This is a genomic window from Bradyrhizobium sp. DOA9, assembly GCF_000617845.2.
GTDB lineage: Bacteria > Pseudomonadota > Alphaproteobacteria > Rhizobiales > Xanthobacteraceae > Bradyrhizobium.
This window is the reverse complement of record NZ_DF820425.1, coordinates 4,861,667-4,885,400: the sequence shown is the minus strand read 5'-3', so window position 1 is coordinate 4,885,400 and position 23,734 is coordinate 4,861,667. Positions and strand designations below refer to the sequence as shown.

At 64.2% G+C, this 23,734-nt stretch carries 16 protein-coding genes and 1 pseudogene; 15 read left to right on the top strand and 2 right to left on the bottom strand.

Annotation, left to right across the window (positions count from 1 at the left end):
* Positions 1 to 70 precede the first annotated feature (70 nt).
* The 7 genes from BDOA9_RS22845 to BDOA9_RS22815 all read left to right on the top strand — a co-directional run bounded on the left by BDOA9_RS22845 (position 71) and on the right by BDOA9_RS22815 (position 10,975).
* Complete coding sequence (locus tag BDOA9_RS22845) at positions 71 to 877, top strand: enoyl-CoA hydratase/isomerase family protein (protein ID WP_025036289.1); 807 nt, start codon at positions 71 to 73, stop codon at positions 875 to 877.
* A gap of 236 nt (positions 878 to 1,113) precedes the next feature.
* Positions 1,114 to 2,253, top strand: a complete 1,140-nt coding sequence (locus BDOA9_RS22840) for a methionine ABC transporter ATP-binding protein (RefSeq protein ID WP_025036288.1) — start codon at positions 1,114 to 1,116, stop codon at positions 2,251 to 2,253.
* A complete protein-coding gene (locus tag BDOA9_RS22835; protein ID WP_025036287.1) occupies positions 2,243 to 2,908 on the top strand; it encodes a methionine ABC transporter permease in 666 nt (221 codons plus the stop codon). The genes BDOA9_RS22840 and BDOA9_RS22835 overlap by 11 nt, the downstream gene beginning before the upstream one ends.
* Before the next feature lie 193 nt (positions 2,909 to 3,101).
* A complete protein-coding gene (locus tag BDOA9_RS22830) occupies positions 3,102 to 5,417 on the top strand; it encodes a TonB-dependent siderophore receptor (protein WP_025036286.1) in 2,316 nt (771 codons plus the stop codon).
* Between the two features lie 55 nt (positions 5,418 to 5,472).
* Entirely contained in the window at positions 5,473 to 6,765 is a 1,293-nt protein-coding gene (gene fsrB, locus BDOA9_RS22825) for a siderophore utilization protein FsrB (protein ID WP_025036285.1), read from the top strand.
* A gap of 88 nt (positions 6,766 to 6,853) precedes the next feature.
* The gene (locus BDOA9_RS22820) at positions 6,854 to 7,681 is read left to right on the top strand and encodes a hypothetical protein (protein WP_025036284.1); all 828 of its coding nucleotides are present in this window, start codon (positions 6,854 to 6,856) and stop codon (positions 7,679 to 7,681) included.
* A gap of 201 nt (positions 7,682 to 7,882) precedes the next feature.
* The gene (locus tag BDOA9_RS22815; RefSeq protein WP_192859603.1) at positions 7,883 to 10,975 is read left to right on the top strand and encodes an ATP-binding protein; all 3,093 of its coding nucleotides are present in this window, start codon (positions 7,883 to 7,885) and stop codon (positions 10,973 to 10,975) included.
* 25 nt (positions 10,976 to 11,000) lie between these two features.
* Here BDOA9_RS22815 and BDOA9_RS22810 read toward each other — a convergent pair whose 3' ends face one another.
* Positions 11,001 to 14,759 (bottom strand): Dyp-type peroxidase domain-containing protein, encoded by a 3,759-nt coding sequence (locus BDOA9_RS22810; protein WP_192859602.1) that lies wholly within the window; start codon positions 14,757 to 14,759, stop codon positions 11,001 to 11,003.
* Between the two features lie 305 nt (positions 14,760 to 15,064).
* The gene (locus BDOA9_RS22805) at positions 15,065 to 15,850 is read right to left on the bottom strand and encodes a helix-turn-helix domain-containing protein (protein ID WP_042336670.1); all 786 of its coding nucleotides are present in this window, start codon (positions 15,848 to 15,850) and stop codon (positions 15,065 to 15,067) included.
* A 116-nt stretch (positions 15,851 to 15,966) separates the two neighbouring features.
* On the opposite strand from BDOA9_RS22805, the gene BDOA9_RS22800 reads away from it, so the two are divergent.
* From BDOA9_RS22800 to BDOA9_RS22770, 8 genes and pseudogenes are all read left to right on the top strand, one after another.
* Positions 15,967 to 17,184, top strand: a complete 1,218-nt coding sequence (locus tag BDOA9_RS22800) for an ABC transporter substrate-binding protein (protein WP_063921179.1) — start codon at positions 15,967 to 15,969, stop codon at positions 17,182 to 17,184.
* A gap of 53 nt (positions 17,185 to 17,237) precedes the next feature.
* Positions 17,238 to 18,188, top strand: coding sequence for a 3-carboxyethylcatechol 2,3-dioxygenase (locus BDOA9_RS22795; RefSeq protein ID WP_025036279.1), 951 nt, complete (start codon positions 17,238 to 17,240; stop codon positions 18,186 to 18,188).
* 49 nt (positions 18,189 to 18,237) lie between these two features.
* Entirely contained in the window at positions 18,238 to 20,055 is a 1,818-nt protein-coding gene (locus BDOA9_RS22790) for an FAD-dependent monooxygenase (RefSeq protein WP_025036278.1), read from the top strand.
* A gap of 13 nt (positions 20,056 to 20,068) precedes the next feature.
* A complete protein-coding gene (locus BDOA9_RS22785) occupies positions 20,069 to 20,950 on the top strand; it encodes an alpha/beta fold hydrolase (protein ID WP_025036277.1) in 882 nt (293 codons plus the stop codon).
* Positions 20,951 to 20,961: 11 nt separating this feature from the next.
* A complete protein-coding gene (locus BDOA9_RS22780) occupies positions 20,962 to 21,744 on the top strand; it encodes a 2-keto-4-pentenoate hydratase (protein ID WP_025036276.1) in 783 nt (260 codons plus the stop codon).
* Positions 21,745 to 21,764: 20 nt separating this feature from the next.
* Entirely contained in the window at positions 21,765 to 22,076 is a 312-nt protein-coding gene (locus BDOA9_RS38985) for a hypothetical protein (RefSeq protein ID WP_192859601.1), read from the top strand.
* Positions 22,000 to 22,356: pseudogene (locus tag BDOA9_RS22775) on the top strand (SDR family NAD(P)-dependent oxidoreductase); the annotation flags it as partial. The gene BDOA9_RS38985 and the pseudogene BDOA9_RS22775, both read left to right, overlap by 77 nt.
* A gap of 349 nt (positions 22,357 to 22,705) precedes the next feature.
* Positions 22,706 to 23,725 carry a TRAP transporter substrate-binding protein gene (locus BDOA9_RS22770; protein WP_025036274.1) on the top strand — a complete coding sequence of 340 codons (1,020 nt, stop codon included), beginning with the start codon at positions 22,706 to 22,708 and terminating at the stop codon, positions 23,723 to 23,725.
* Positions 23,726 to 23,734 lie beyond the last annotated feature (9 nt).

Genomic DNA, 23,734 nt, shown 5'->3' with positions numbered 1-23,734 from the left:
AGCGTAGTCCTGGCACGTATGCGTGAGGGCATTTGTGCGCTAGCATCCCGTGGACATCGTGGAGATGATGGTGACCGAGTACGTGAGGATCGAGAAGGGCCTTGGGCCCGAGGGACGGATCGCAGTGGTGCGGTTCGACCGCGGCGACGGCATCAACGCGCTGTCGCCGGAGGCGCTGCGCCAGCTCACGGCGGCGGCGCGCAGCTTCGAGGACGACGCTGCAACGTCCGTCGTGGTGCTGACCGGCAACTCGGGCGCCTTCAGTGCCGGCTTCGACCTCAAGGACGCCGAGGGACGCTCGCGCAAGGAGATGGATCTCGGCACCTTGCGGCGGCATCTCAAGCTCGGCCCGCGTCTGACCCATGCCTGGCAGGAGATGGAGCAGATCACGATCGCGGCGATCGAGGGTTTCTGCGTGGGCGGCGGCGTCGCGCTGGCCGTGGCGCTCGATTTTCGCATCATGGGTCGTGATGCCCATTTGCGCGTGCCCGAGATCGGGCTTGGCATGAACATGAGCTGGCAGAGCATCCCGCGCATGCTGCATCTGATCGGACCGGCCCGCACCAAGCAGGCGGTCATTCTGGCCGACCAGCGCATCAGCGCGGACGAGGCCTATGAATGGGGGCTTGTCGAGCAGGTGACGGATCCCGGCCACGCCTTCGATGCCGCCATGGAGCTTGCCCGGAAGGTCGCCGCGCAGCCGCCGCTTTCAGTTGCCATGACCAAGCTGACCGTCAACCGCTTCGCGCATGCGCTGGACGATCTCGCCAGCCACATGGACGTCGACCAGTTCGCGCTCGCCAGCCTCAGCGAGGACCACAAGGAGGGCGTCGAGGCATTCCTGACCCGCCGCAAGCCGCGGTTCCAGGGGCGGTAGCCCGCCCACGCGCGGATGTTGATGCTGGGCAGATGGATATTCTTAGCCTGGCAGAGTTTGGGAAATCTTCGTCCAACTCCTGCCAAATATCTGAAATTGCAAGAAAGACCAGAAAAGGCGATGGTGCGTGCTGCGATGCAGCGCGTTCGATTGAGCCCTCATCGCCATTCTCACCCCGTCGCAGACGCGACCGGTTCCCGTGTGCTCTGGGCATGTGGGTGACCGAGTTCTTGTGCATGAAGGCTGCCTCCATGAATGCCCACCAATCGCTCGCGATCGGACGGCCGATTGAAACGCTCGCAGCGATTTCACCCGCGCCGGCCGAGCCGGACGCGATGGTCCGTTTCACCGGCATCTCGAAGACCTATCCGGCCTATCGCGGCAAGCCCGGGGTCAATGCGCTGCAAGACATCGACTTTGCGATTCCGCGCGGTTCCATCACCGGCGTGATCGGCCGGTCCGGCGCCGGCAAGTCGAGCCTGGTCCGGCTCATCAACGGGCTGGAAAAGCCGACCACGGGCCGCGTGATCGTTGACGGCCGCGCTATCTCGGCGCTCGCGGGTAGCCAGCTGCGGCTGGCGCAGCGCTCGATCGGCATGATCTTCCAGCACTTCAACCTGCTGTCCTCACGTACCGCCGCCGACAACATCGCGCTGCCGCTCGAGATCGCCGGCTGGACCAAGACCGACATCAAGGCCCGGGTCACCGAGCTGCTCGCGCTGGTCGGCATCGCCGACAAGCACGACCGCTATCCTTCGGAACTGTCGGGCGGCCAGAAGCAGCGCGTCGGCATCGCGCGGGCGCTGGCGACGCGGCCGAGCGTGCTGCTGTCGGACGAGGCGACCTCGGCACTCGATCCGCAGACCACGCGCGCGATCCTCGACCTGCTTGCGAACATCAACCGCGAGCTCGGCGTGACCATCGTGCTGATCACGCATGAGATGTCCGTGGTGCGCCAGCTTGCCAAGGAAGTGGTGGTGCTCGATGCCGGCCGCGTTGTCGAGAGCGGCCATGTCGCCGACATCTTCACCCATCCAAAACATCCGATCACGCAGTCCTTCCTGGCCGAGGTGATCGGCGACAGCCTGCCGGTGTCGCTGGCGAGCCGGATCGTCTCGGACCGGACTGCCGGCGGGCAGGCCGTGATCCGGGTCCAGGTGCGCGGGGCAGGGGCGGGCGATACGGTCGTAGCCCGGCTCGCGCGCGAGCTCGGGCTGGATGTGGCGCTGCTGTCGGCGCGCATCGACGAGATCGGCGGCCAGCATGTCGGCTCGCTCGTTCTCGGCATACCCGGTAGCGAGGACGCGCAGGCGCGGGTCCTTGCCTGGCTGTCTCAACATCAATTCCCGGCGGAGCATCTCGGCTATGTCGCCTGAACTCATCAACCTGATCATCCAGGCCACGGGCGAGAGCCTGTACATGGTCGGCATCGCCGCGCTGCTCGGCACCGTCTTCGGCCTGCCGCTCGGCGTCTTCCTCGCAACCAGCCGGAAGGGCGAACTGTTCGCGGCTCCGCTCGTCAACCGGGTGCTGGGCGCCATCGTCAATGCGACGCGCTCGACGCCGTTTATCATCCTGGTCGTCGCCATCATCCCGTTCACCCGCCTGGTCGCGGGCACCTCGATCGGCTCGACTGCGGCGATCGTGCCGCTGACGATCGCATCGGCGCCGTTCATCGCGCGCCTGGTCGAGGCTGCCATTCGCGAGGTCGACGGCGGCCTGATCGAGACCGCGTCCTCGTTCGGCGCCTCGCCGATCCAGATCGTGCTCAAGGTCCTGATCCCCGAAGCGCTGCCGGGGCTGCTGCTGGCGCTGACGCTCGCGGTTGTCAGCCTGCTCGGCTATTCCGCGATGGTGGGCGCGGTCGGCGGCGGCGGCCTTGGCGATCTCGGTATCCGCTACGGCTATCAGCGCTTCATGCCGGAGATGATGCTGGCCGTCGTGGTCGTGCTGATCGCCCTGGTGCAGATCGTCCAGAGCGCCGGCGATTATCTCGCGCGCCGGGTCAATCGCCGGCTGCGGCATCGCTGAATCGTTTTCCCGCTGTTGCAGACGAGGCCGCTTCTGTTTCTGTCTGGAAGCATTCCAAACTGCGAAGCATGCTGAGCGCATTCGCCGCACGTGCTGCGCACACGTCTGGAGAGATTCTAACCCGGTTCCTATCGCACTCGAAAACCGCCTGAGTTAGGGCGGGGCATCAAAAACGATACCGGCGAAGCCGGCAGTGCGTGGGGCCTCGAAAGACGTGAGCGACTACCAATTTTCTGCGCGTGGCGACACGCGTCGTCGACAGATTCAGGTGCTTTTCCTCGGGGCGGTCAGCACATTCTCTCTCGTCATTCCCTTCGCTGCCGTGGAGGCGCAGACGCAAATTCCTTCGGTCACCGTCGAAGCGCCGGCGCAGCGTGCACGTCCGGCGGCAATTGCGTCGTCGCGACGGGCGGCAGCGGCGCGCACCGCACGCGCCAATCGTCGCGGCCCGGCGCAGCAGGCTGCGCCGACCCAGTCGGCCTCATCGAACGGCGCAACGGGCGAACGCGCCAATGGTCCGGTCCGCGGTTTCGTCGCGACGCGCAGCGGCACCGCCACCAAGACCGATACGCCCTTGATCGAAACGCCGCAGTCGGTGTCCGTCATCACGACCGACCAGGTCAGAAACCAGGGCGCGGTCTCGATCGGCGAGGCCCTGCGCTACACCGCCGGTGTCAGCGGCGACGTCAATGGCGGCTCGGACACCCGCTTCGGCGGCCTCCAGATCCGCGGCTTCGACATGACCATGCCCGGCCTCTACGTCGACGGCTTGCGGATTCCCTCCAGCAATTACGTGCATTTCAATGGGCTCGATCCCTACGGCGCCGAACGCCTCGAGGTTCTCAAAGGACCGTCTTCCGCGATGTATGGCGGCAGCGGCACAGGCGGCATCCTCAACTACGTGACAAAACTGCCGACGGCGCAGCAGTTCGGCGAGGTCTCGATCTCCGGCGGCAGCTTCAACCGCTATCAGGGGCAGTTCGACATGGGCGGTCCCGCCAACAAGGAAGGCACCGTGCTGTGGCGCCTGACCGGCGTGGTGCGCGACGGCGAGACGCAGGTCGATTTCAGCAAGGACAACCGGGTCTTCATCGCGCCCGCGGTGACGTTCAAGCCGAACGAGGACACCACCATCACCTTGCTCGCCAACTACCAGAAGGACCGGGCAGGGTGGGGCCTCCAGTTCCTGCCGGCCTCGGGCACGGTGTGGCCGAACAACGGCCGCACCATCCCGGTCTCGTTCTTCGCGGGCGTGCCGGGCTTCGACGCGTTCAACACCGAGATCGCAACCGTCGGCTACCAGCTGGCGCACAATTTCACCGACAACATCACGTTCCGGCAGAACCTGCGTTACGCCTATCAGCACAACGAGGAGAAGGTGTTTTACGGCGGCGGCTATACCAACGAAGCCGCAGGGCAGCTCGCGCGCTACGGCAGCTACAGCAACTCCTACATCAACTCCTTCGCGGTGGACAATCAGCTCCAGGGCAAGTTCAACACCGGCATTCTCAGCCACACCACGCTGGTCGGTGTCGACTACCGCAACACCAGCTTCCGCGACGTCGCATATGGCGTGACGACCTCGTCCCCCGAGATCAACGTCTTCAACCCGAACTACAGCTACGACTATGCCATCGGCGCCATGAGCGACCACACGGGCGTCAAGCAATCCCAGGTCGGCGTCTACGCGCAGGATCAGATCAAGCTCGGCCGGCTCTCGTTCCAGCTCGGCGGGCGCCAGGATTTCGTGACGACGCAGGTCGACAACGGCATCGCCAACACCACGGTGGCGAAGGACGCCTCGGCCTTCACCGGCCGCGCCGCCGTCATGTACAATTTCGACAACGGCATCGCGCCCTATTTCAGCTACTCGGAATCGTTCCTGCCGCTGCTCGCGACCGGCTTTGGCGGACAGATGCTCAATCCCGAGACCGGCGTTCAATACGAGGTCGGCGTCAAGTACCAGCCGATCGGCTGGAACGCGCTGTTCACCTTCGCCGCGTTCGACCTGACGCGCGACAACGTCGCAGTGTACGTGCCTGCTGCCACCTATTACGAACAGATCGGGCAGGTGAAGTCGCGCGGCATCGAGCTCGAAGGCACCATGTCGCTCGCCGACGGCTGGAACCTGCGCGCCGCCTATGCCTATGTCGACGCCATGGTCACGCAGGATCCGGTCAATGTCGGCAAGGCGCCGGTCACCGTGCCGCTCAACCGCGCTTCGCTATGGAGCGACTATACGCTGCAGAACGGGCCGCTCGCGGGCCTGCAGTTCGGCGGCGGCATCCGCTATGTCGGCGCCACCTGGGGCGATGACGCCAACACCTTCAAGGTGGGATCGTCGACCGTTCTCGATGCGCTGCTGGCCTACACCCATGACAATTGGCGGCTGTCGCTGAACGTGACCAACCTTGCCGACACCCGCTACGTCGCTGCGTGCTACAGCCTGTCGGGCTGCTTCTATGCCGAGGGACGCAGGGCGATCGGCAAGCTGACTTATCGCTGGTGAGTTCGAAGACGGTCCGGCACTGGGGGCCGGACCCGCTGGATGAGAGTGGAAGACGATGAGAGCGATATTCGGCAGGCTGCATCGCTGGGCGGGATTGCTCACGGCCGGATTCCTGTTCTTCTCCGGCATCACCGGCGCGATCATCTCCTGGGATCACGAGCTCGACGACGTCCTCAACAGCCATCTGTTCGACGTCTCGACGAAGGGCCCGGCCATTGCCTCGATCGAGCTCGCCAAGATGATCGAGCAGCGCGATCCCCGTGCGCGCGTCGTCTATCTCTTCATGACGCCGGAAGAGGGCCACTCGCTGTGGTTCTTCGTCATGCCGCGGATCGATCCTTCGACCGGCAAGCGCTACCTGCTCGACTACAACCAGGTTTTCCTCGATCCCAACACCGGTGCGGAGCTCGGCCGGCGCTACTGGGGGGCGGTGTGGCCCGTCACGCGCGAGAATTTCGTCTCGTTTCTGTACAAGCTGCACTACACGATGCATATCCCGGAATTCTGGGGCAGCGACCGCTGGGGCATGCGCGTGCTCGGCATCATCGCCATCATCTGGACCATCGATTGCTTCGTCGGCTTCTACTTGACGCTGCCCTCGCGCCGGCGCGCCAGGGCGGCGCGGGCGCCTGAGGTCACGCGCCAGCTCGAGCGCGGCTTCTGGGCACGCTGGGCACCGGCCTGGACCATCAAGACTTCGGGCAGCGCCTACCGGATCAATTTCGACATCCACCGCGCGTTCAGCCTGTGGACCTGGGGCGTGCTGTTCATCATCGCCTTCACCGCGTTCTCGCTGAACCTTTATTTCGAGGTGTTCTCGCCGCTGATGAAGATGGTCTCGAACTACACCCCGACGCCCTACGAGCAGCGACCCTATCGCGGCCTCGACGACCCCATCGAGCCCAAGGTCACCTTCGCCGACATCGCTGCGCGCGCCGCGGCCGACGGCAAGGCGCGTGGATGGACGGTTCCGGTCGGGTCGATCAATTACGGCCCGGCCCATGGCGTCTATGCCGCCGCGTTCTTCCACCCCGGCGACGATCACGGCGCCGGCGGCGTCGGCCCGGCGCAGCTCTATTACGACAGCGAGGACGGCCGCCCCATCGGCGAGCGGCTGCCCTGGGTCGGCACCGCCGCCGACATCTTCGTGCAGGCGCAGTTTCCGCTGCATTCGGGCCGCATCGTCGGACTGTTCGGACGCATCCTGATCTCGGTGATGGGCCTCGTGGTCGCCGCGCTCTCGGTCACCGGCGTCGTGATCTGGTGGCGCAAGCGCCGCGCCCGCATACGCGTGCGCGAGACGGCGGCCCTGCGGCTGAACCGGGAGCAACTGACGCCGGCAGAGTAGGGCATCCGCGTTCTGCCAACGGATGAACCTTCGCGCCCGGCGCCGGCACAAAGATGGGAGATCGCTCTCCAGTCTTTCCAGAATTGCAATGAGATTGCTTGCCTTGCTGTGCCTGCTCGTTCTCGCCATGCCCGCCGAGGCGGCCGCGCCCGAGCAGCATTATCTCGACCTGCGCGACCGCTACATCGCGAAATTCTCGAACGCCAAGGAGAGCGACGAGATCTACAGGCAGCACGATGCGGCCCTGAAGGAGCTGGCCGGCGTGCTGCGTGGCCTGATCGGTCCGGTCGCGATCAAGGGTCTGCCGACTGAAGCCAAGTCGAACGTCGATACGCTGTTCAAAGACGACATCGGCTTCGGCCATCTCGATGGGCTGAGCTTCGCATCCGAAGGCGACAAGATGCAGGCCGTGGTGACCACGACCGCGCTGCTCAAGCACTGGCTGGGCGAGCATCGCGACGACGGCATGCCGCAGGAGAGCGGCGCCGCATTGAAATCCGACCGCTTCTATTATTACGCGATCCAGGACGCCGCCTTCGCGATCTATGCGGAGTTGCCGATCACCAAGCCGGCCAGGGCAAGCGCCGCAGCCGCTGTGCTCGGCGTGCGCGGCAATGGCGGCCTCAAGGGTCCGCCGGACGAAATCGACGTCGTCGCGATCCAGGGCGAGAAGGTCTATTTCCTCGCGGCGAGGGAGGCCGTGAAGACCGCCCCGATCCCGACCTGCGAGAAGGTCTGGAAGCAGATGATGGCAAAGCCCGTCGACAAGAAAGATCCGCGCGGCGAGATGACCCGCGAGGACAAGGCGATGACTGCCTTCACGGCGTGCTTCGCCAGGGAAGCCCCGAGCCAGAGCTGGTATGCGACCGCCGTCAAGAAAGCGCAGAGCCAGTTGGAGCGACTGCCGCTTCCCTAGGCCCCCCAGATCAAGGTGCTCCGTCTTCGCCTGAGCAGGCGAAGCGGCCGCATGGGGTGTCCCGGACGGGACAGACGTGAGATTTTTGACACTTGCGGATTGGGCGAGTTACTATGGCCTTTTGTCATACTTGCTGCATCCGGTCTGGCACCAGCTGGAGACCGTTCTTGCGGTTCGTCAACGAGTTGGCTGCGATTGACGATGATTACGCAGACCCGCGCCCCAAAGGGCGAACGTCATCGATTGACGGTGCTGTTCTCCGACCTGGTCGGATCAACGGCGCTGGGCCGGGATGTCGAGTCCGAGCACCTTTCCGAACTCCTCAGCCAATTGCGGCAGATCTGGCATCGCGCGGTGGCGAAGCACGGCGGTCACATCATCCGCACGCAGGGAGACGGTGCCCTCGCCATTTTCGGCTATCCCCAATCCGGTGAAGACGACGGTCGTCGTGCCGCGGAAGCAGCACTCGACATTCACGAATGGGTCGGAGAGCTGCGCCACGACGGCGTGTCGCCGGCGCGGATGCCGCTTCGCATGCATTCGGGTATCCACGCCGGCACCGTGCTCTTGACCGAAGGCGACATCGAGTCTGGCCGGTATGACCTGATCGGCGATGTCGTGAACACGGCAGCGCACCTGTCGCGCCACGCCGGTGCGGATCAGATCCTCGCCAGCCTCGATGCCCTCGGGCCGCATGCCAACTTCTTCGAGCTCGCCGCCCATCTCCCGGCAGCTTCGGGAATGCCGCAGGCAAGGCTGGTGTTGGGTCGAAGCACCGCGACCCGGCGCTTCGAGGCAACCTCGCGCCGCGGCCTGACGCCCTTCATCGGTCGCAACGAGATGTTCGGCTTCCTGTCACGCTTTCTGAGCGAGGCACCTGCGCAGGCGCAACGCTGCGCGGTGGTCGTCGGCGGACCCGGGCTCGGCAAGACGCGCCTTCTGGAAGAAGTGCTGGGGCATGTCGGCACCGAGCGCATCAGGCTGCTGCGGGGCAGTTGCGAGAGTTACGTCGGTGCCGAGGTTCTGCAACCATTTCTGCAGATGCTGCGCGCTGTACTGGGAATTCGACCGGACGCCTCCCTCGTCGAGGCAAAGGAGATGGCGCGCGCGGCTCTGGAGCCATGGGTGGCCGAGCTCGGTCCGAATGCTGAATCGATCCTCGCACTGGCATCCGCCGGCGCCGATGCGCGCGGTGGCCGCATCACCGTCGACGGCGTCGTCGGTGATCTGCTCGCCTTCTTCACCGGACTGTCGGCACGTGGCCCGCTGGTGCTGGTGATCGACGACTGGCAATGGTCCGACGACGCGAGCCGCCAATTGCTTCAGGCTTTGCTGGAATTGCCCAGCGGACCTCGCGTCGTCCTCGCCAGCCGGCCGCGCGAGGACGGCACCGAATGGATTTCCGACGCACCGCATCTGTTTCTCGAACCGTTTCAGGGCCCGGAAACCGACTTTGCCGTACGACGCTGGGTCCCCCAGGCCGATCCCTTCCTCGTAGCCCGCATCCATGCCTATGCGGGCGGGGTGCCACTGTTCATCGAAGAGCTCTGCCATTCCATCGCCGCCAACGATCCTGCCTCGTTCGAAGCGCGCAGCAAGCAGGGCTGGATCGCAACCCTGGTCGCCTCGCGCCTGGCGCGCCTGCCGCCCGACGAGGCGAAGGTGGTGCGCGCCGCGGCGGTGATTGGCAATACAGTGCCGCACGGCTTGCTGGTTTCTGCCTGCGGCAGCGAGCCCGACCCGGCCATCGTGCGGGCATTGGCGGATGCGGACTTTCTCTTTGCCGATGATCCAGCGGGCGGCGTCCTTCGCTTCAAGCACGGCATCACGCGCGATGCGGTCTACGACACCATTGGCCTGCACGAGCGTCAGGCATTGCACAAGCGGATCGAAGCCACCCTGCTGGCGCGGTCCGAGCAGGCTGATCGCGAGGAGGCGATGGAAGCTCTGGCCTACCATTCGCAAGGCGCAGGTCATTGGGAAAGCGCAGCCCATTATGCTGAACGCGCCGGCGACAAGGCCATGGCCGCATTTGCGCTCGATCGTGCCAGTGCGCAATACCAGGTTGCGATGCAGGCGCTGGATCGCGTGCCGGATCGCTCGCGCGAGCAATCGCTGCGCTGGTGCCTGCTGGCCAACAAGCTGGGTATGGCCAACATCTTCGACCCGCTGTCGCTGACCGACGACACCTCTGTGTTCGAACGGGCGGTTGCGATCGCGTCCTCCCTCGGCGACACCGCCGCGATGGCCAGCGCCTATGAATGGCTCGGCTACATGTGCTACGGGTTCGGCCGCTTCCGGGAGGCCGTGATCCACACGCGGACAGCGCTGGAATTGGCGCGCAAGCTCGAAGATCGTCGCCTGATCGCCCAGATCGAAGCTACGCTCGGGCAGATTCTGGCTGCAAGCTGTCAGTACGACGAAGCGATCGCCTTGATCGACGCTGCCATATCGACCAAGCAGCAGCGCAGCCGGCGGCATGGGGCAATATCCTTCGGGGCGGCCTACGCGCTGTCGTGCAAAGGCGGCGTCCTGGCGGATCGCGGCGATTTCGAGGACGCCCACGCCTGTTTCAGTGAAGCCATGGCGCTGGTCGGAGGCTCGACCCACCCGGTCGTCAACTCCGTGCGCAACTGGATTGCGGTCGCGCTGATCTGGCAAGGCCGCTGGCAGGAGGCGGAGCAGCTTGCCGTCGAAGGGGCGCGCATCGCCGAGAACAGGCGCAGCCTGCTGCTTCTGGCCGATTGCCGGGCCGCCTCGGGATTTGCACGCTGGTCGGCGACCGGCGACGCCAATGGCTTGCTGCAGTTGCGGAACGCTGCGGAATGGATGGAGCGGCGCAACTTTCAATTCTACACATCGGTTCAATATAGCTGGCTTGTCGAGGCGGCGACGGCCGAAGGCGATGTCGAGACGGCGCGGCGCTATGCCGCCCATGTCCTGCGCCGCGCGCGCGAAGGCGAGCGGCTGGGGGAGGCGGCGGCGTGCCGTTCGCTGGCGAAACTCGCAGCCCTGCGCCAGGATCTCGGCCTTAGCGAGCGCTGGTTGCGACGGGCAGAAACCTCCGCAGGCTGGCGCGGTTCGCTGCGCGATGCGGCCCTGAACCTGGTCCTGCGCGGCGAGCTTCTCGCGGGGCAGGGCCGGGGCGAGGCGGCCCGCCAGACGATGACGGAAGCCGCCGAGAAGCTGCGCGCCCTCGGCATGCACTGGCATGCGGAGCAGACGATCAGGCTCGTCGTCGGCACACCCATCATCTACGCCAACGATCAGCTCCCTCGGCATTGTGCCGTCTAATCGCTGCGTACCTCCTTACACCGCCTTAGGATGGAGGCGGGCTCGGCGCGGGGACTCTTCCGTCCATCGTCAGGCTCATTGGAATGGGGCCGGTCCGCAAGGGTAGCTCCGTCTCCACCAGTGCGCTGAAGAAACCCAACATCACCGCCAGGGCCGGGTCTGCTCCGGGACATGAATGCGTGGGATGCCCCGCGACCCTGCGGTTGCCGCCGAAGGCATGGTAGATGTCCTGGCGACCTTCGGCGAGACTTTGCTGGGTGGCGGAGACCGCGCCGGCGACGATGACGTCTCCGGGCCTCACCTCGACACCTCCGATGGTTTGCGAAACGACGGCCGTCCGCCAGATCAGTTCGGGCACCGCGCGAAGTTGCATTGCTGGGATGAAGTCGTCTCTCAGCCGGTTGAGGGCATCCATGTAGTTCTTTGCTTTCGTGCCGGCATGGCGAGCGCGCAACGCCCATAGCGTTCCTTCGCGCAGCCATTCGTTCAATATCCGTCGCAGGTTGCCGTCGACGGTCGGAATGAATCCCATCATGGCGCCGGCGACCGTGCGTGCCACGAACGGAATGTCGCCGGTGCCCCGCGGCGAGTTGTAAACCGCCTTCGTCACCGGCGCGTTTGTCGGCCCGAACTGCGTCAGGAAATTTTCCATGGCACGGCGCGCAGCGTCGCCATGTGCCGCGCCGATCGCCTCCACTGTCGCGTTCGGGTGCGGCTGGAAGATGTAGCGCGAAGGGGACAGGAAATGCCCGGGATAGCCGGGCGGCTCGCCCGGCGTCCAATCCCAGCGATAGCCGACGCGGCGGAAATGCCCCCCGTCTTCGCTCAACCCGAACCACGCCTCGCAGAAGGCGGCGAGCAGCGGATCCACCAATTCGTGCACGTCGACGGTCAGCTCCCAGCTCGCTTCGCCGTCGCTGGCGGCATAGTCAATCGTCTGCTTGACCATGAAGCCCAGCACCTTCTGGGTGACCGCGCGCGCCAGCTCGAATGCCGCGGGCTGGTCGAGGGCCATGATCGCAGCGTTGCAGGCTGTGGATTCCTGCTCGTAGACCTGATCCGGCTGTCCGGCGTCGCGGCCAAGATAGAGGATGCCGAACGAGCGCAGCATGCGGGGAAGATAGCCGGTGATGGTCAGCTTGGTGTCGGAATCGGCGAACACCTTGTAGACCAGGTCGCGGTCGGCCACCAAGACCCCGAAGGGCGTGCGAAGCGCGCCGCCATGGCGCTCGCGGATCGCAGCCCAGATCGACGCGTTGACGAAATGCGAGGCTGAGTCCGGATCCTCGAGCGCTGTCTTCCAAGCGGCCATCGCCGCGGCTTCACCGTGCTGGCGCTCGATCAGGCGCAGACGCGCGATCTCCTTTTCCCCCTGATCCGCGCACCACGTCACCGCCGGCTTGTACCCCTGGCTCGCCGCCCATTGCTGCAGATCGGCAAGCGCCTTCTTCGATGGCGCAAAGAAATACGCTCCCCATTCCAGACGAACGAACGGACGGGGTTCGTCGTGCAGCCGGTCCGAGCCGTCCAGCGCCACGCGAATGGTCTGGCCGCCATGCTCGAAACGGAAATGTCGCAGCCGGCCAGGCTCGGCGAGGCCGAGGAAAGGATCGCTTACCCCCGAGGACGAACCCGCGCTGTTGCCGCCGGCCAGCCAGCTCTGCACCACCTCGAACTGCTCGCCGAGGCTGGCATTGTAGGCCATGAAAACCAGGCCGCGCTCTGGTTGCTCGCCGGATTTGGCGGCTTGCGGGTCGACGGGCGGACCGTAGGACATGCCGCGCCTGACGATCCGTGGGGGCCGGGCGCCGGCATCCGCCTTGGTGATCGAGACGCGCGGATTGGCGCGCCGTATGTGCGCGTGAAACGGGCACGATTGGGCCTGCGGATCGGCGTCGTAGTTGAAGTCGTTGTATCCTTTGTCAGGGGGCGGAGTAGGGGTCAGGGGTTGCCCCGCCTGGGGATGGCCCGTCGGCCAGCGTCCCATCATCTTGGCCATCAGCGTCTCGCGCGTCAGGGCAGGTGCGTTCGGTCCGGCCGTCTCGGTTGCCTGTCGCGTCGCGCGGGCGAGGACATCCTCGAGCAGCTCGACGTCCTGTCGCAGCTTGCGCAGCGCCATGAAGCTGCCGTCGCGCAGCATCGCGTGAGCACGATGGGTCGGGTTGCCGAACGGCGCCGTCTCGTCGGCGAGGTTCGGGTAGCCGCACAGAATTTCGCCGAGATGCACCTGATTGGAATAGTGCGCTCCGGCCTGGCATTCGCGCAGCACCGGGTTCGAGCTGCCGTCGGCGAACCCGAAATGGTCCTGCATGTCGCCGGATCTCTTGTCGCGCTGCCGCTGCATCCATTGGATCGAAAGGGGCCTGATACCCGCATCGACCTCGACCAGGCGGTTCATTTCCGCCATCAACGCATTTCTCGCATCCGCCGTCGTCTGCGCATCCTTGGACAGCAACAGGCGGAGCTGGAGGACGGCATGGACCGAGCTCATGCTGATGCGCGGCGCCGGGTCGCCTTCGGGCAGGTCCGGCGCATTGATCCCGAGCGCCCAATTGCTGGCGGGAAGGCGCCATCGCTGGGGATGATTCCAGCGCACGTCGCCGAGCAGGCCGGCGCGTCTTTCCATGCCCTGCACGAACTCTTCCGGCAGTGTGCGTACCTCTTCATCGGATAGGCCGGCCTGACGCAGTCCCTCGACCGTGAAAGCGATGTTGGTGACGATCTGCCCCGGCGTCAGAACGTCGGCTTCGGAGGTCACCTGGAGGACGTCGAGAAACGCGGCCAGTGCGGCCGGATTGGCGAATTGCAGCAGCAGCAGGCAGCCGTGATCTGAATTGTAGGCGGTCAGAATTCCGCCTTGCACGTTGCCAGGATCCTGCAACGGCGGTTCGGCGGGCGGGGCGAAGGGCAGGTTGCGCCGGACCGGCGCCACGTCGGGCGGGGTCATCAACCAGCGCAGGGCCTCTTCATAGCGCCGGCGGGCGCGCTTGACGCCTTCTGCGTAGGTGGGGTCGTTGATCATGGTGACGAATTCGGGCAGCAGCTCGTGGCCGGCCCGATGCAGAAGCACCCCGTCAGGCGTCCCCGGCGGATAGAAGTCGGCCAGACGGTAGAGCCCGGCGAGTGCGCGGATGCCATGGCGAAACGGAGGCCGGGCGGCAGCTTCGATGGTCAGCGGTTTGCTGAAGCCGGCATTGGTTGGATCGACGCCGATCTGGCCATCGACCTCGAATATCGAACGTCGCGCAATGTCTTCCGGCGACGGAATCCTGATCCGTGTGACGATCCGGTCGGCGCCGGCGCCCGAGGTGCGCCGATAGACCCGCTCCTCCATCCGCAGGAAGCGCGTGTCATCCACGGTCAGATCTGGGGTGGCATAGAGGAAGTAGGCTTCGGTCTGCCTGCTCTTGAGCCAGATACCCCAGTTTTCGTACGTGTTCTCGTATCCGAGCACATAGCCATCGGTATTGCAGAAGATGAGGTCGAGCAGCCGGGCGGCCTTCTGCCAGATGACGCGAACATAGGCCTCCCAGGAGCCGTCGAACGTCGCGGTCAACAGCACATAGTCCAAGCCGTCCACGGATTCGTCCTCGGGCTCAAGCACGGCGATGCCCACCGAGTGGATCCGCCCGACGCGGTCCACGGAATCGGACAGCACGCGGGCGAGCTCGGATTCATACGCATTGGCGCGTCCGCCATTCAGCGCCCGCAACACATATTTGACGCGGGTCTTGTACGTGGTCGCATCCAGGGACGGCACGAACCCCTTCTTGATCGGCGCCATCACCCTGAAATCGGACGTGCCGGCCATGCTGCCGGTCTTGATGGTCAAATCACGACGCATGTCTCTGGCTCCCCCGGGTCGCACGCGGGCTCGAGGCGCATTCCCGCCTGGGGGCCCGGCAACCAAAACGTGTTTCGTTATGCAACAACGCTATTTGGGAATAGTGCGGCTCGCGGCCGCTCGATTGTATGAACTGGCCCACACTTTCCGAACTTTCCGTGGCGGTCAGCGGTCGGAAAGTTCGCCGAAGCGACACAATCGGCTACCGGCCGCAAAATGAACCCGGCCCGACAAAAGACATGACCCTAGGCGAGCTTTCCTCGCGCCCTGTTTGCCGCGGACCACCGCCGCTCGATTTCCCTCACGGCCGCCCGCATTCCGGGCAGATACTTTTTGGCGGCGACCTCAGGGGTCATCGACGATGAGAAGAAGATCAGATTGAGACTACCAAGAACGGGACCGCCTCCCGGAATGGCGAGCGCAATGGCGCTGATGCCAGCTTCCGATCCGCCCACGGACGATGCGTAGCCGTCCTTCCTTGTTTGCGAGAGAATATCGTCGATGAAGCGGCGGTCCTTCGCCAACGCCGCGTCTTCCTCGACGAGCGATGCCGTCAGGTCCAGCATTTCGCGCCGCAGGGGCGGCGCGGAGGCAGCGAGGATCGCCTTCCCAAGCGCGCTGCGCACCAAGGATCGCCTCCGTCCGACCATGGAGCGATGAACGGAGAAGGGGCTGAAAGGATGAGTGCTCTCCCGGATCAGCACCGAGCCGAGCTCAAAGACGCCGAAGTCGCTTGGCCAGGAAACCTCATCGAGCAGGCCGAACATCGCCGGCAGCGCCGCCTGGCTCGATAGGTCGCGTGAGGAAACGCCCTCGCTGAGGGTGCGCACTTGGGGCGTCAAACCGAACAATGCGTTCGTTTCGTCGAACGTCACGTAGCCGTCGTCCCGTAGCGTATCGAGCAAGCGGTAGCAGGTTGTCCGGTTGAGGCCGGTCCTCTTCGCGAGCTGCACGACGTTCGACGGCCCGCTCGCATTGAGCTCATTGATCAGGGCCAACCCTCGGGAAAGTGCCCTGACGTTGCGGTGCATGAGCGCCTCCGGCCGTGTTCGCAGTGCGAACATTTCACAGACTCAGATGGAATGATAGTTCAATCGGAGGCAATCCATCCCTCGCACGCCCAAACAGGCGGCGACGGGAGGAAACGATGGTTCATTCAAGCTTTTACTTGTTCGCGGTCGTGTGTCTCGCCTTGACGGCGCCGGCGGCGGCGCAGACCGCCGGAGGCACTCCGAAGCTCAGCGACGGCAAGGTCAAGATCGGCGTTTTGACCGACATCGCCGGTCCGACTTCCATGGCGAATGGCAAGGGCTCGGTCGTCGCCGCCCAGATGGCCGCCGAAGATTTCGGGGCTGGCCTGAACGTCGAAGTGATCTCGGCCGACCATTCCGGCAAGCCCGACATCGGATCCCAGATCGCCGGCCGCTGGTTCGACGTGGAAGGCGTCGATGTCGTTGCGGACATGCAGGGCTCGCCGATAGGCTTCGCCGTGCAGAACATGGCCGCGCAAAAGAGCAAGATCATGCTGCTCTCGGGATCGACCTCGTCGGACTTCAACGGCAAGGCGTGTTCGCCGCTCACGGTTCAGTGGACCGTCGATACCTACAATCTCGCAAAGGGCGCAGCCAAGTCCGTGATCGATGCAGGTGGAACCAAGTGGTACTTCCTGACCGTCGATCAGGCGTACGGCAATGCCCTGACGCGCGATACGTCAGAGCAAGTCAAGCTCAACGGCGGCCAGGTGGTGGGCAACTCCGTGTTTCCGCCGAACACGTCCGACTTTGCATCCTTTCTGCTGACCGCCTCCAGCGCCGGCGCCAACGTCATCGCGATCGCGGCTTCCAGCGGCGATACCGTGACGGCGATGAAGCAGGCCGATGAATTTGGGCTGAGCGCGAAAGCGAAGATCGTGCCGCTGCAGTCGGTGCTGACGGACGTGCACGCGGTGGGCCTGAAGATCGCACACGATGCCTACGAAGTGTCGCCGTTCTATTGGGACCGGACGCCTGAAACGCGCGCCTGGGCCGAGAAATTCTTCGCCAAGGCGAAGCAAATGCCGACCAGCTTCCACGCCGGCGTCTATTCGTCCGTCGCTCACTACCTGAATGCGGTCAGGGCGACGGGTACCGACGATGCTTCGACAGTGATGAAGCAGATGGAAAAGGAGCGGGTACACGACTTCTTCGCGGCGGACGGCTACATCCGCGAAGATCGCAAGATGATCCACGACATGTACCTGCTCAAGGTGAAGAAGCCCGGAGAGAACAAGGGCGATTGGGATCTCTACAACGTCGTGCAGACGTTGCCTGGTGAGTCCGTCAACCGCCCGCTGTCCGAAAGCCCATGCCCGCTGGTGAAGAAGTAGCCAGCCGTAGCCATCGTTCGACAGCTCAACTCGGCGTTTGAAGGAATTCGCCCATGTCAGCCGCCATCGTCTGCGCTTCCCATACTCCCCTGATGTACAAGGGGCCTGCCAGCAATGAGACCGAGCAACGCGTCCGAACCGCCTTCGAGCGGCTCGGAAGCTTCGTGAAGGAGTTCGCGCCGGACTACATCGTCCAATTCGCGCCAGATCACTTCAACGGCTTCTTCTACGACCTGATGCCCTCGTTCTGCGTCGGAGCCGGAGCCGTGTCCCTGGGCGACTGGGGAGGCGGGACGGGCCCGCTGGACGTTCCGGAAGAGACCGCACTCGCGCTGATTGATCATTTGCGCGGAGAGGATTTTGACGTGGCGGTTTCCTACCGGATGCCCGTCGATCACGGCTTCGTGCAGATCTGGGAAGCTATGCTCGGCGATTTTCGCTCCATCCCGATGCTTCCCATCTTCATCAACGGCGCAGCGCCTCCCGTTCCGACCTACCGGCGGGCGCGTCAGCTTGGTGAATCCGTCGGACGGTTCGCGGCTCGGTCTGGAAAGCGAGTTCTTTTTGCCGCATCCGGCGGGTTATCGCATGATCCTCCGCTACCATCGATTCGGGATGCTGCGCCCGAACTGCGCGAGCGGCTCATCAGCGGGCGCAATCCAAGTCCGGAAGCCCGCAAAGCCCGCGAGGAGCGCGTGTACGAGGCGGGCGTACTCGCCGAAGCCGGCAAGGGTCCATGCAAGCCCCTCAATCCGGAGTGGGATGCAGAGTTCATGGACCTGCTTCGAAGTGGCCAGATCTGGCGGGCAGACGGCCTGAACACGGAGACTGTTCGCGACGTAGCCGGCCGCGGCGCAAACGAGGTGCTGAGTTGGGTTGCGGCCTTCGCAGCGCTCTCCATGGCCGGCCAGTTCACGATGGAGCAGGAGTTCTACGAAGCTATTCCGGGATGGATCGCCGGCTTGGCCATGATGGCTGCCAAGCAGGCCGAGCCCGCTCACTGATCCTAATTCCTGGTCCGCGCGAATGCGGCGACATCGCGGAGCAACGTCGATGACCTACGAAACGGACGTACTGATTATCGGATCGGGACCTACGGGATCCGCTGCCGCCTTGGCTTTGGCGAATGCCGGAGTTCGTTGTCACATTGTATCGCGCGGCAATTGGCTGGCTGACAGCCCGCGTGCGCATATCACGAACCAGAGGGCCAACGAGGTGTTTCGCGACCTCGGGATCGCGGATGAGATCGCCCGCCATGCGAGCCCCTGGGAGCTGATGGGTGACACGACTTTCACGACAAGCCTCGCCGGCCCCGAACTCATCCGCATGCGTACCTGGGGGACCGGGGACGATCGCCGGGGTGATTATCTCAGGGCCAGTCCGTGCGGCATGGTCGACATCATTCAGCCGTTGCTCGAACCGATCCTGTTCGGGAAGGCGGCCGAGAAGGGCGCGACCTTCGCCTTCAACACGGAATACGTCGCGCACGAGCAAGACGCGGACGGTGTCACGGCGACCCTCCGCGATCGACTGAGCGGCCGAGAGTACACACTTCGCGCGCGCTACATGGTCGGCGCCGACGGAGGACGGTCGTCAGTCGCTGAGCACCTCAAGCTGCCGATCGAAGGGCAGATGGCCCGCGCAGGGACTGTCTATACGATCTTCAATGCCGATCTGGCCAGATACAGCCAGCACCGTCCGAGCATCCTGAACTGGATCGTCACTTCGCATGCGAGCTTTGGCGAGATCGGAATGGGACTTTTGCGTGCCATCCGGCCCTGGAGCCAGTGGATCGCCGGCTGGGGCTTCGACATCAGCAAGGGCGACCCCGATCTGTCCGAAGCGCACGTTCGCGAGCGAATAAAGGTACTGATCGGCGATCCGGACGTGTCGTTTGACATCGTGAGAACGTCGGTGTGGTACGTCAACCAGGCTTACGCGACACAGTACTCCAAGGGACGCGTTTTCTGCGGCGGTGATGCCGTCCATCGGCACCCACCTTCGAGCGGGCTTGGCAGCAACACTTGTGTGCAGGATGCCCATAACCTCGGCTGGAAGGTTGCTTACGCCGTCAAGGGCTGGGCCGGACCGAAGCTGCTCGAAAGCTATTCCGTGGAGCGGGCGCCCGTTGGCAAACAAATCGTCTTGCGCGCCAATCAGTCGCGGCTCGATTACGCCCCGTTGAATGCCTGTTTCCGCGTGGCAGGAGCGGACGATCCAGTGGCAGCGGGCGTCGCGCGTTTTCGCGATCCGGGCCCCGAAGGCGTGGCCGCCCGTCGAGCGATGCAGGCGGCGCTCGATCTGAAGCAGACCGAATTCAACGCGCAGGGCGTCGAGATGAACCAGCGCTACGAATCCTCCGCTGTCATTCCTGACAAGGATGCAGAGCCCGAAAAGTGGCTGCGTGATCGGGATCTCTACAACCAGCCGACGACGAGGCCGGGCGCAAAGATTCCGCATGCGTGGCTAGTCGGGTCCGATGGGAAACGGATCTCAACTCTCGACGTGACCGGAAAAGGGCTCTTCACGGTTGTGACCGGACTTGCCGGAACAGTGTGGAAGGAGGCCGTCGGACGCCTTCGTCTCCCATTCCTACGAATTGTCGTGACCGGAGCGCCGGGCACAGAGGATCTCTACTGCGAATGGCAGCGTGTTCGCGAGATCGACGAGGCTGGTGCCCTACTCGTGAGACCCGACGGGGTCGTGGCTTGGCGCGAAAAGGTCGGCACACTCGATGCCGACGACGCCACCGAGCAGCTGCGCAAGGCGCTCTGTGCGGTGCTCGATCTTCCGAGCCTTGCCGGCATCCGCGAGCCCGAAAGGTCAGCCTGCACAAGCAGCGGCCTGCCGTCATTTATCTTTACCCAGTAACAGGAAGAAAGCCATGAGCGAAACCAGGCCCGCAAATTTCTCTAGCGTCTGGGCTGATCTGAAGGGCGTTTCCTTCAAGCAGCACTACATCGACGCTGGCGGTGTCCGGACGCGCTGCATCGAGTCGGGCGACCCATCCAAGCCCCTCGTCCTGGCGCTACACGGCGTCGGCGGGCACGCGGAGGCGTATTCCAGAAACTTCGGTCCGCACGCCGATCACTTCTGGTTCCTTGCCATCGACATGCTCGGACATGGATGGACCGACAAGCCCGCCATCGACTACCAGGTCAAGGACTACGCTGACCATGTGCTCGCGGTCCTCAAAACGCTCGGCAGAGATAAGGCGATGATCAGTGGTGAATCGTTGGGCGGTTGGGTCGCGACTTATCTCGCCGTGCATCGTCCCGCGGCGGTCGAGAAGCTTGTCCTCAACACCGCCGGCGGATGGACAGCGCACCCCCAGGTGATGGAGCGGCTGAAGAAGCTGTCAAACGAGGCGGCCTCGGACCCCTCTTGGGAACGGATCAAGGCGCGTCTCGAATTTCTGATGTGCGACAAGAGCATGGTCTCGGACGATCTGATCGAGACCCGACGCGCGATCTACGCTCAGCCTGGGTTCGCCGACACGATGAAACGGATCATGTGCCTGCAGGAGATGGAAATCCGCCGGCCCAACATGATCACCGCCGGCCAATACCATTCGATCAAGGCGCCGACCATGGTCGTGTGGACCTCGCATGATCCGACCGCGACCCCCGAGGAGGGGAAGCAGATCGCGGACATGATTCCGGGTTCGAAATTCGTGGTCATGAACCGCTGCGGCCACTGGCCCCAGTTCGAGGACGCCGAGCAGTTCAATCGGCTCCACATCGAATTCCTGCGGACCGGCAAATAAGGATCGTTCAGATGAACCAGCAAGCCAGGCACAGCGAACTCGCCGCTCAGATCCGCGCCGCTTATGCGGGCACCCCAATCGCGCCCATCAGGCCGCGGTTGGCGGACCTCGACGTCGATGGAGCCTACGCCATCCAGCAGGAGAACACCGCGCATTGGGAGAAGGAAGGCCGGCGCGTTGTCGGAAGTAAGATCGGGTTGACATCGCGCGCGGTGCAGAAGCAACTTGGGGTCGATCGTCCCGACTTCGGGGTTCTCTTCGCCGACATGATCGTGGGCGAGGACGAGCCTGTCGCTGCGGGGCGCGTGCTTCAGCCGAAGATCGAGGCGGAGGTGGCTTTCCTGCTTGATCGGGACGTCGATGTCGAGGTGCCCACGGTGGCCGACGTGCTGCGCGCGGTGGCCTACGCGATGCCGGCCCTCGAGATCGTCGGCAGCCGCATCACCAATTGGGATATCGGCATCGTCGATACTGTCGCCGACAACGCGTCGTCGGGCCTGTTCGTTCTCGGAGGACCCGTCCGCCGGCTGGATGGCTTGGATCTCCGTGCTCTCCAGATGCAGATGACGAGGAAGGACGAGGTGGTCTCGAAGGGGACCGGCGCGGCCTGTCTCGGCAATCCGCTCAACGCGATGGCCTGGCTTGCCGGCGAACTAGCCCGCCGCAAGCGGCCGCTGCGCGCCGGCGACGTCGTGCTCTCCGGAGCGCTCGGTCCGATGGTACCGGTGAACCCCGGGGACGCGTTCGAGGCCAACATCGCAGGTCTTGGCACCGTCTCGGCACGGTTCGCCTGAGCATTCCCGAAGGAACACCAATGAAGCTCGTCAGATTCGGCAATGCCGGCGCCGAAAGGCCGGGAGTCATCGACGATCAGGGGCGACTGCGCGACCTGTCGAACGTCATCGCCGATCTCGTCCCCGCCAACCTGTCGCAGTCCGCGCTCGAAAAGATCGCCGCGATCGCTCCATCCACGCTGCCGCTCGTCGCCGGCGTGCCGCGTTTCGGCGTGCCGGTCGCAGGCGTTGGAAAATTCATCGCGATCGGTCTGGAAGGGCGGCTACGGTCGCATCGTCAACGTCGCCTCGGTCGCGGGAAAGGAAGGCAATCCGAACGCTTCGGCCTATAGCGCGTCCAAGGCCGCCGTGATCGCGCTCACGAAATCGCTGGGCAAGGAAATGGCCACGACCGGCATCCGTGTCAACTGCATCACGCCGGCGGCGATCAAAACGCCGCTGTTCGATCAGATGACGCCCCAGCACATCCAATTCATGCTGTCAAAGATTCCGCTTGGACGCTTCGGAGCGATCGAAGAGGCGACATCGATGGTCTGCTGGCTCGCGAGCGAGGAGTGCTCGTTCAGCACGGGCGCAGTATTCGACCTTTCGGGCGGGCGAGCGACTTATTAGCGTTTCGACATGTTCCCAGCGCGAGCCCTATTCGAAATTCGCATAAGGTATATTATGGAATATATTTATCTCCAATCAGATCAATTATTTAGAGAAAACTCCTGCGACCGTATCTCCGCTTGAACGCCGTTTTCGGCCCGCGCCTCGACCGTCGTCTGAGTCCTTGACGGCTACTGTGCATGGGGTTGTTTTTCGGGTTTTGAATCGGGTTGAGGTCTGCCGATATTGCCGTGACCTTGTCCGGCTGCAATAAGCGAGGCTTCCGCGAGATCGCAGGTGACCTTAAGGCCGACCGTCCGTATAGGTTTGCGTCTCAGAACAACAACAAACTTTCCGAGGAAGCAAACTGATGAGCTTTTCCCGACGCACGCTTCTCAAGGCCTCCGCCGCGACCGCGGTTCTGGGCGGCCTCGCGGCGCCCCATGTGGCCCGCGCCCAGAGCGCCGAGTTCACTTACAAGTACGCCAATAACCTGCCCGACACCCATCCGCTCAATGTCCGCGCCAAGGAGATGGCGGCGGCGATCAAGGCCGAGACAGGCGGCAAGTTCGACCTGCAGATATTCCCGAACAACCAGCTCGGCTCCGACACCGACATGCTGAGCCAGATCCGCTCCGGCGGCGTCGAGTTCTTCACGCTGTCGGGCCTGATCCTGTCGACCCTGGTGCCGGCGGCGTCCATCAACGGCATCGGCTTCGCGTTCCCGGACTACGATACGGTCTGGAAGGCCATGGACGGCGATCTCGGCGGCCATGTCCGCGGCGAGATCAAGAAGGCCGGCCTCGAGGTCATGGACAAGATCTGGGACAACGGCTTCCGCCAGACCACCTCCTCGAGCAAGCCGATCGCCGGTCCCGACGACCTCAAGGGCTTCAAGATCCGCGTGCCGGTGTCGCCGCTGTGGACCTCGATGTTCAAGGCGTTCGATGCCGCGCCCGCCTCGATCAATTTCAGCGAGGTTTATTCCGCGCTCCAGACCAAGATCGTCGAGGGCCAGGAGAACCCGCTGGCGATCATCTCGACCGCCAAGCTCTACGAGGTGCAGAAGTACTGCTCGCTGACCAACCACATGTGGGACGGCTTCTGGTTCCTGGCCAACCGCAGAGCCTGGGAAAAGCTGCCGCAGGACGTGCGCACCATCGTCGCCAAGAACATCAACGCCGCCGCCGTCAAGGAACGCGAGGATACCGCCAAGCTGAATGCCAATCTGCAGCAGGAGCTCGCGGGCAAGGGCCTGACCTTCAACCAGCCGGCCATCGCGCCGTTCCGCGACAAGCTGCGCTCGGCCGGCTTCTATGCCGAATGGAAGGGCAAGTACGGCGACCAGGCCTGGGACCTCTTGGAAAAGGCCGTGGGCAAGCTGTCGTAGCGCGTCGGG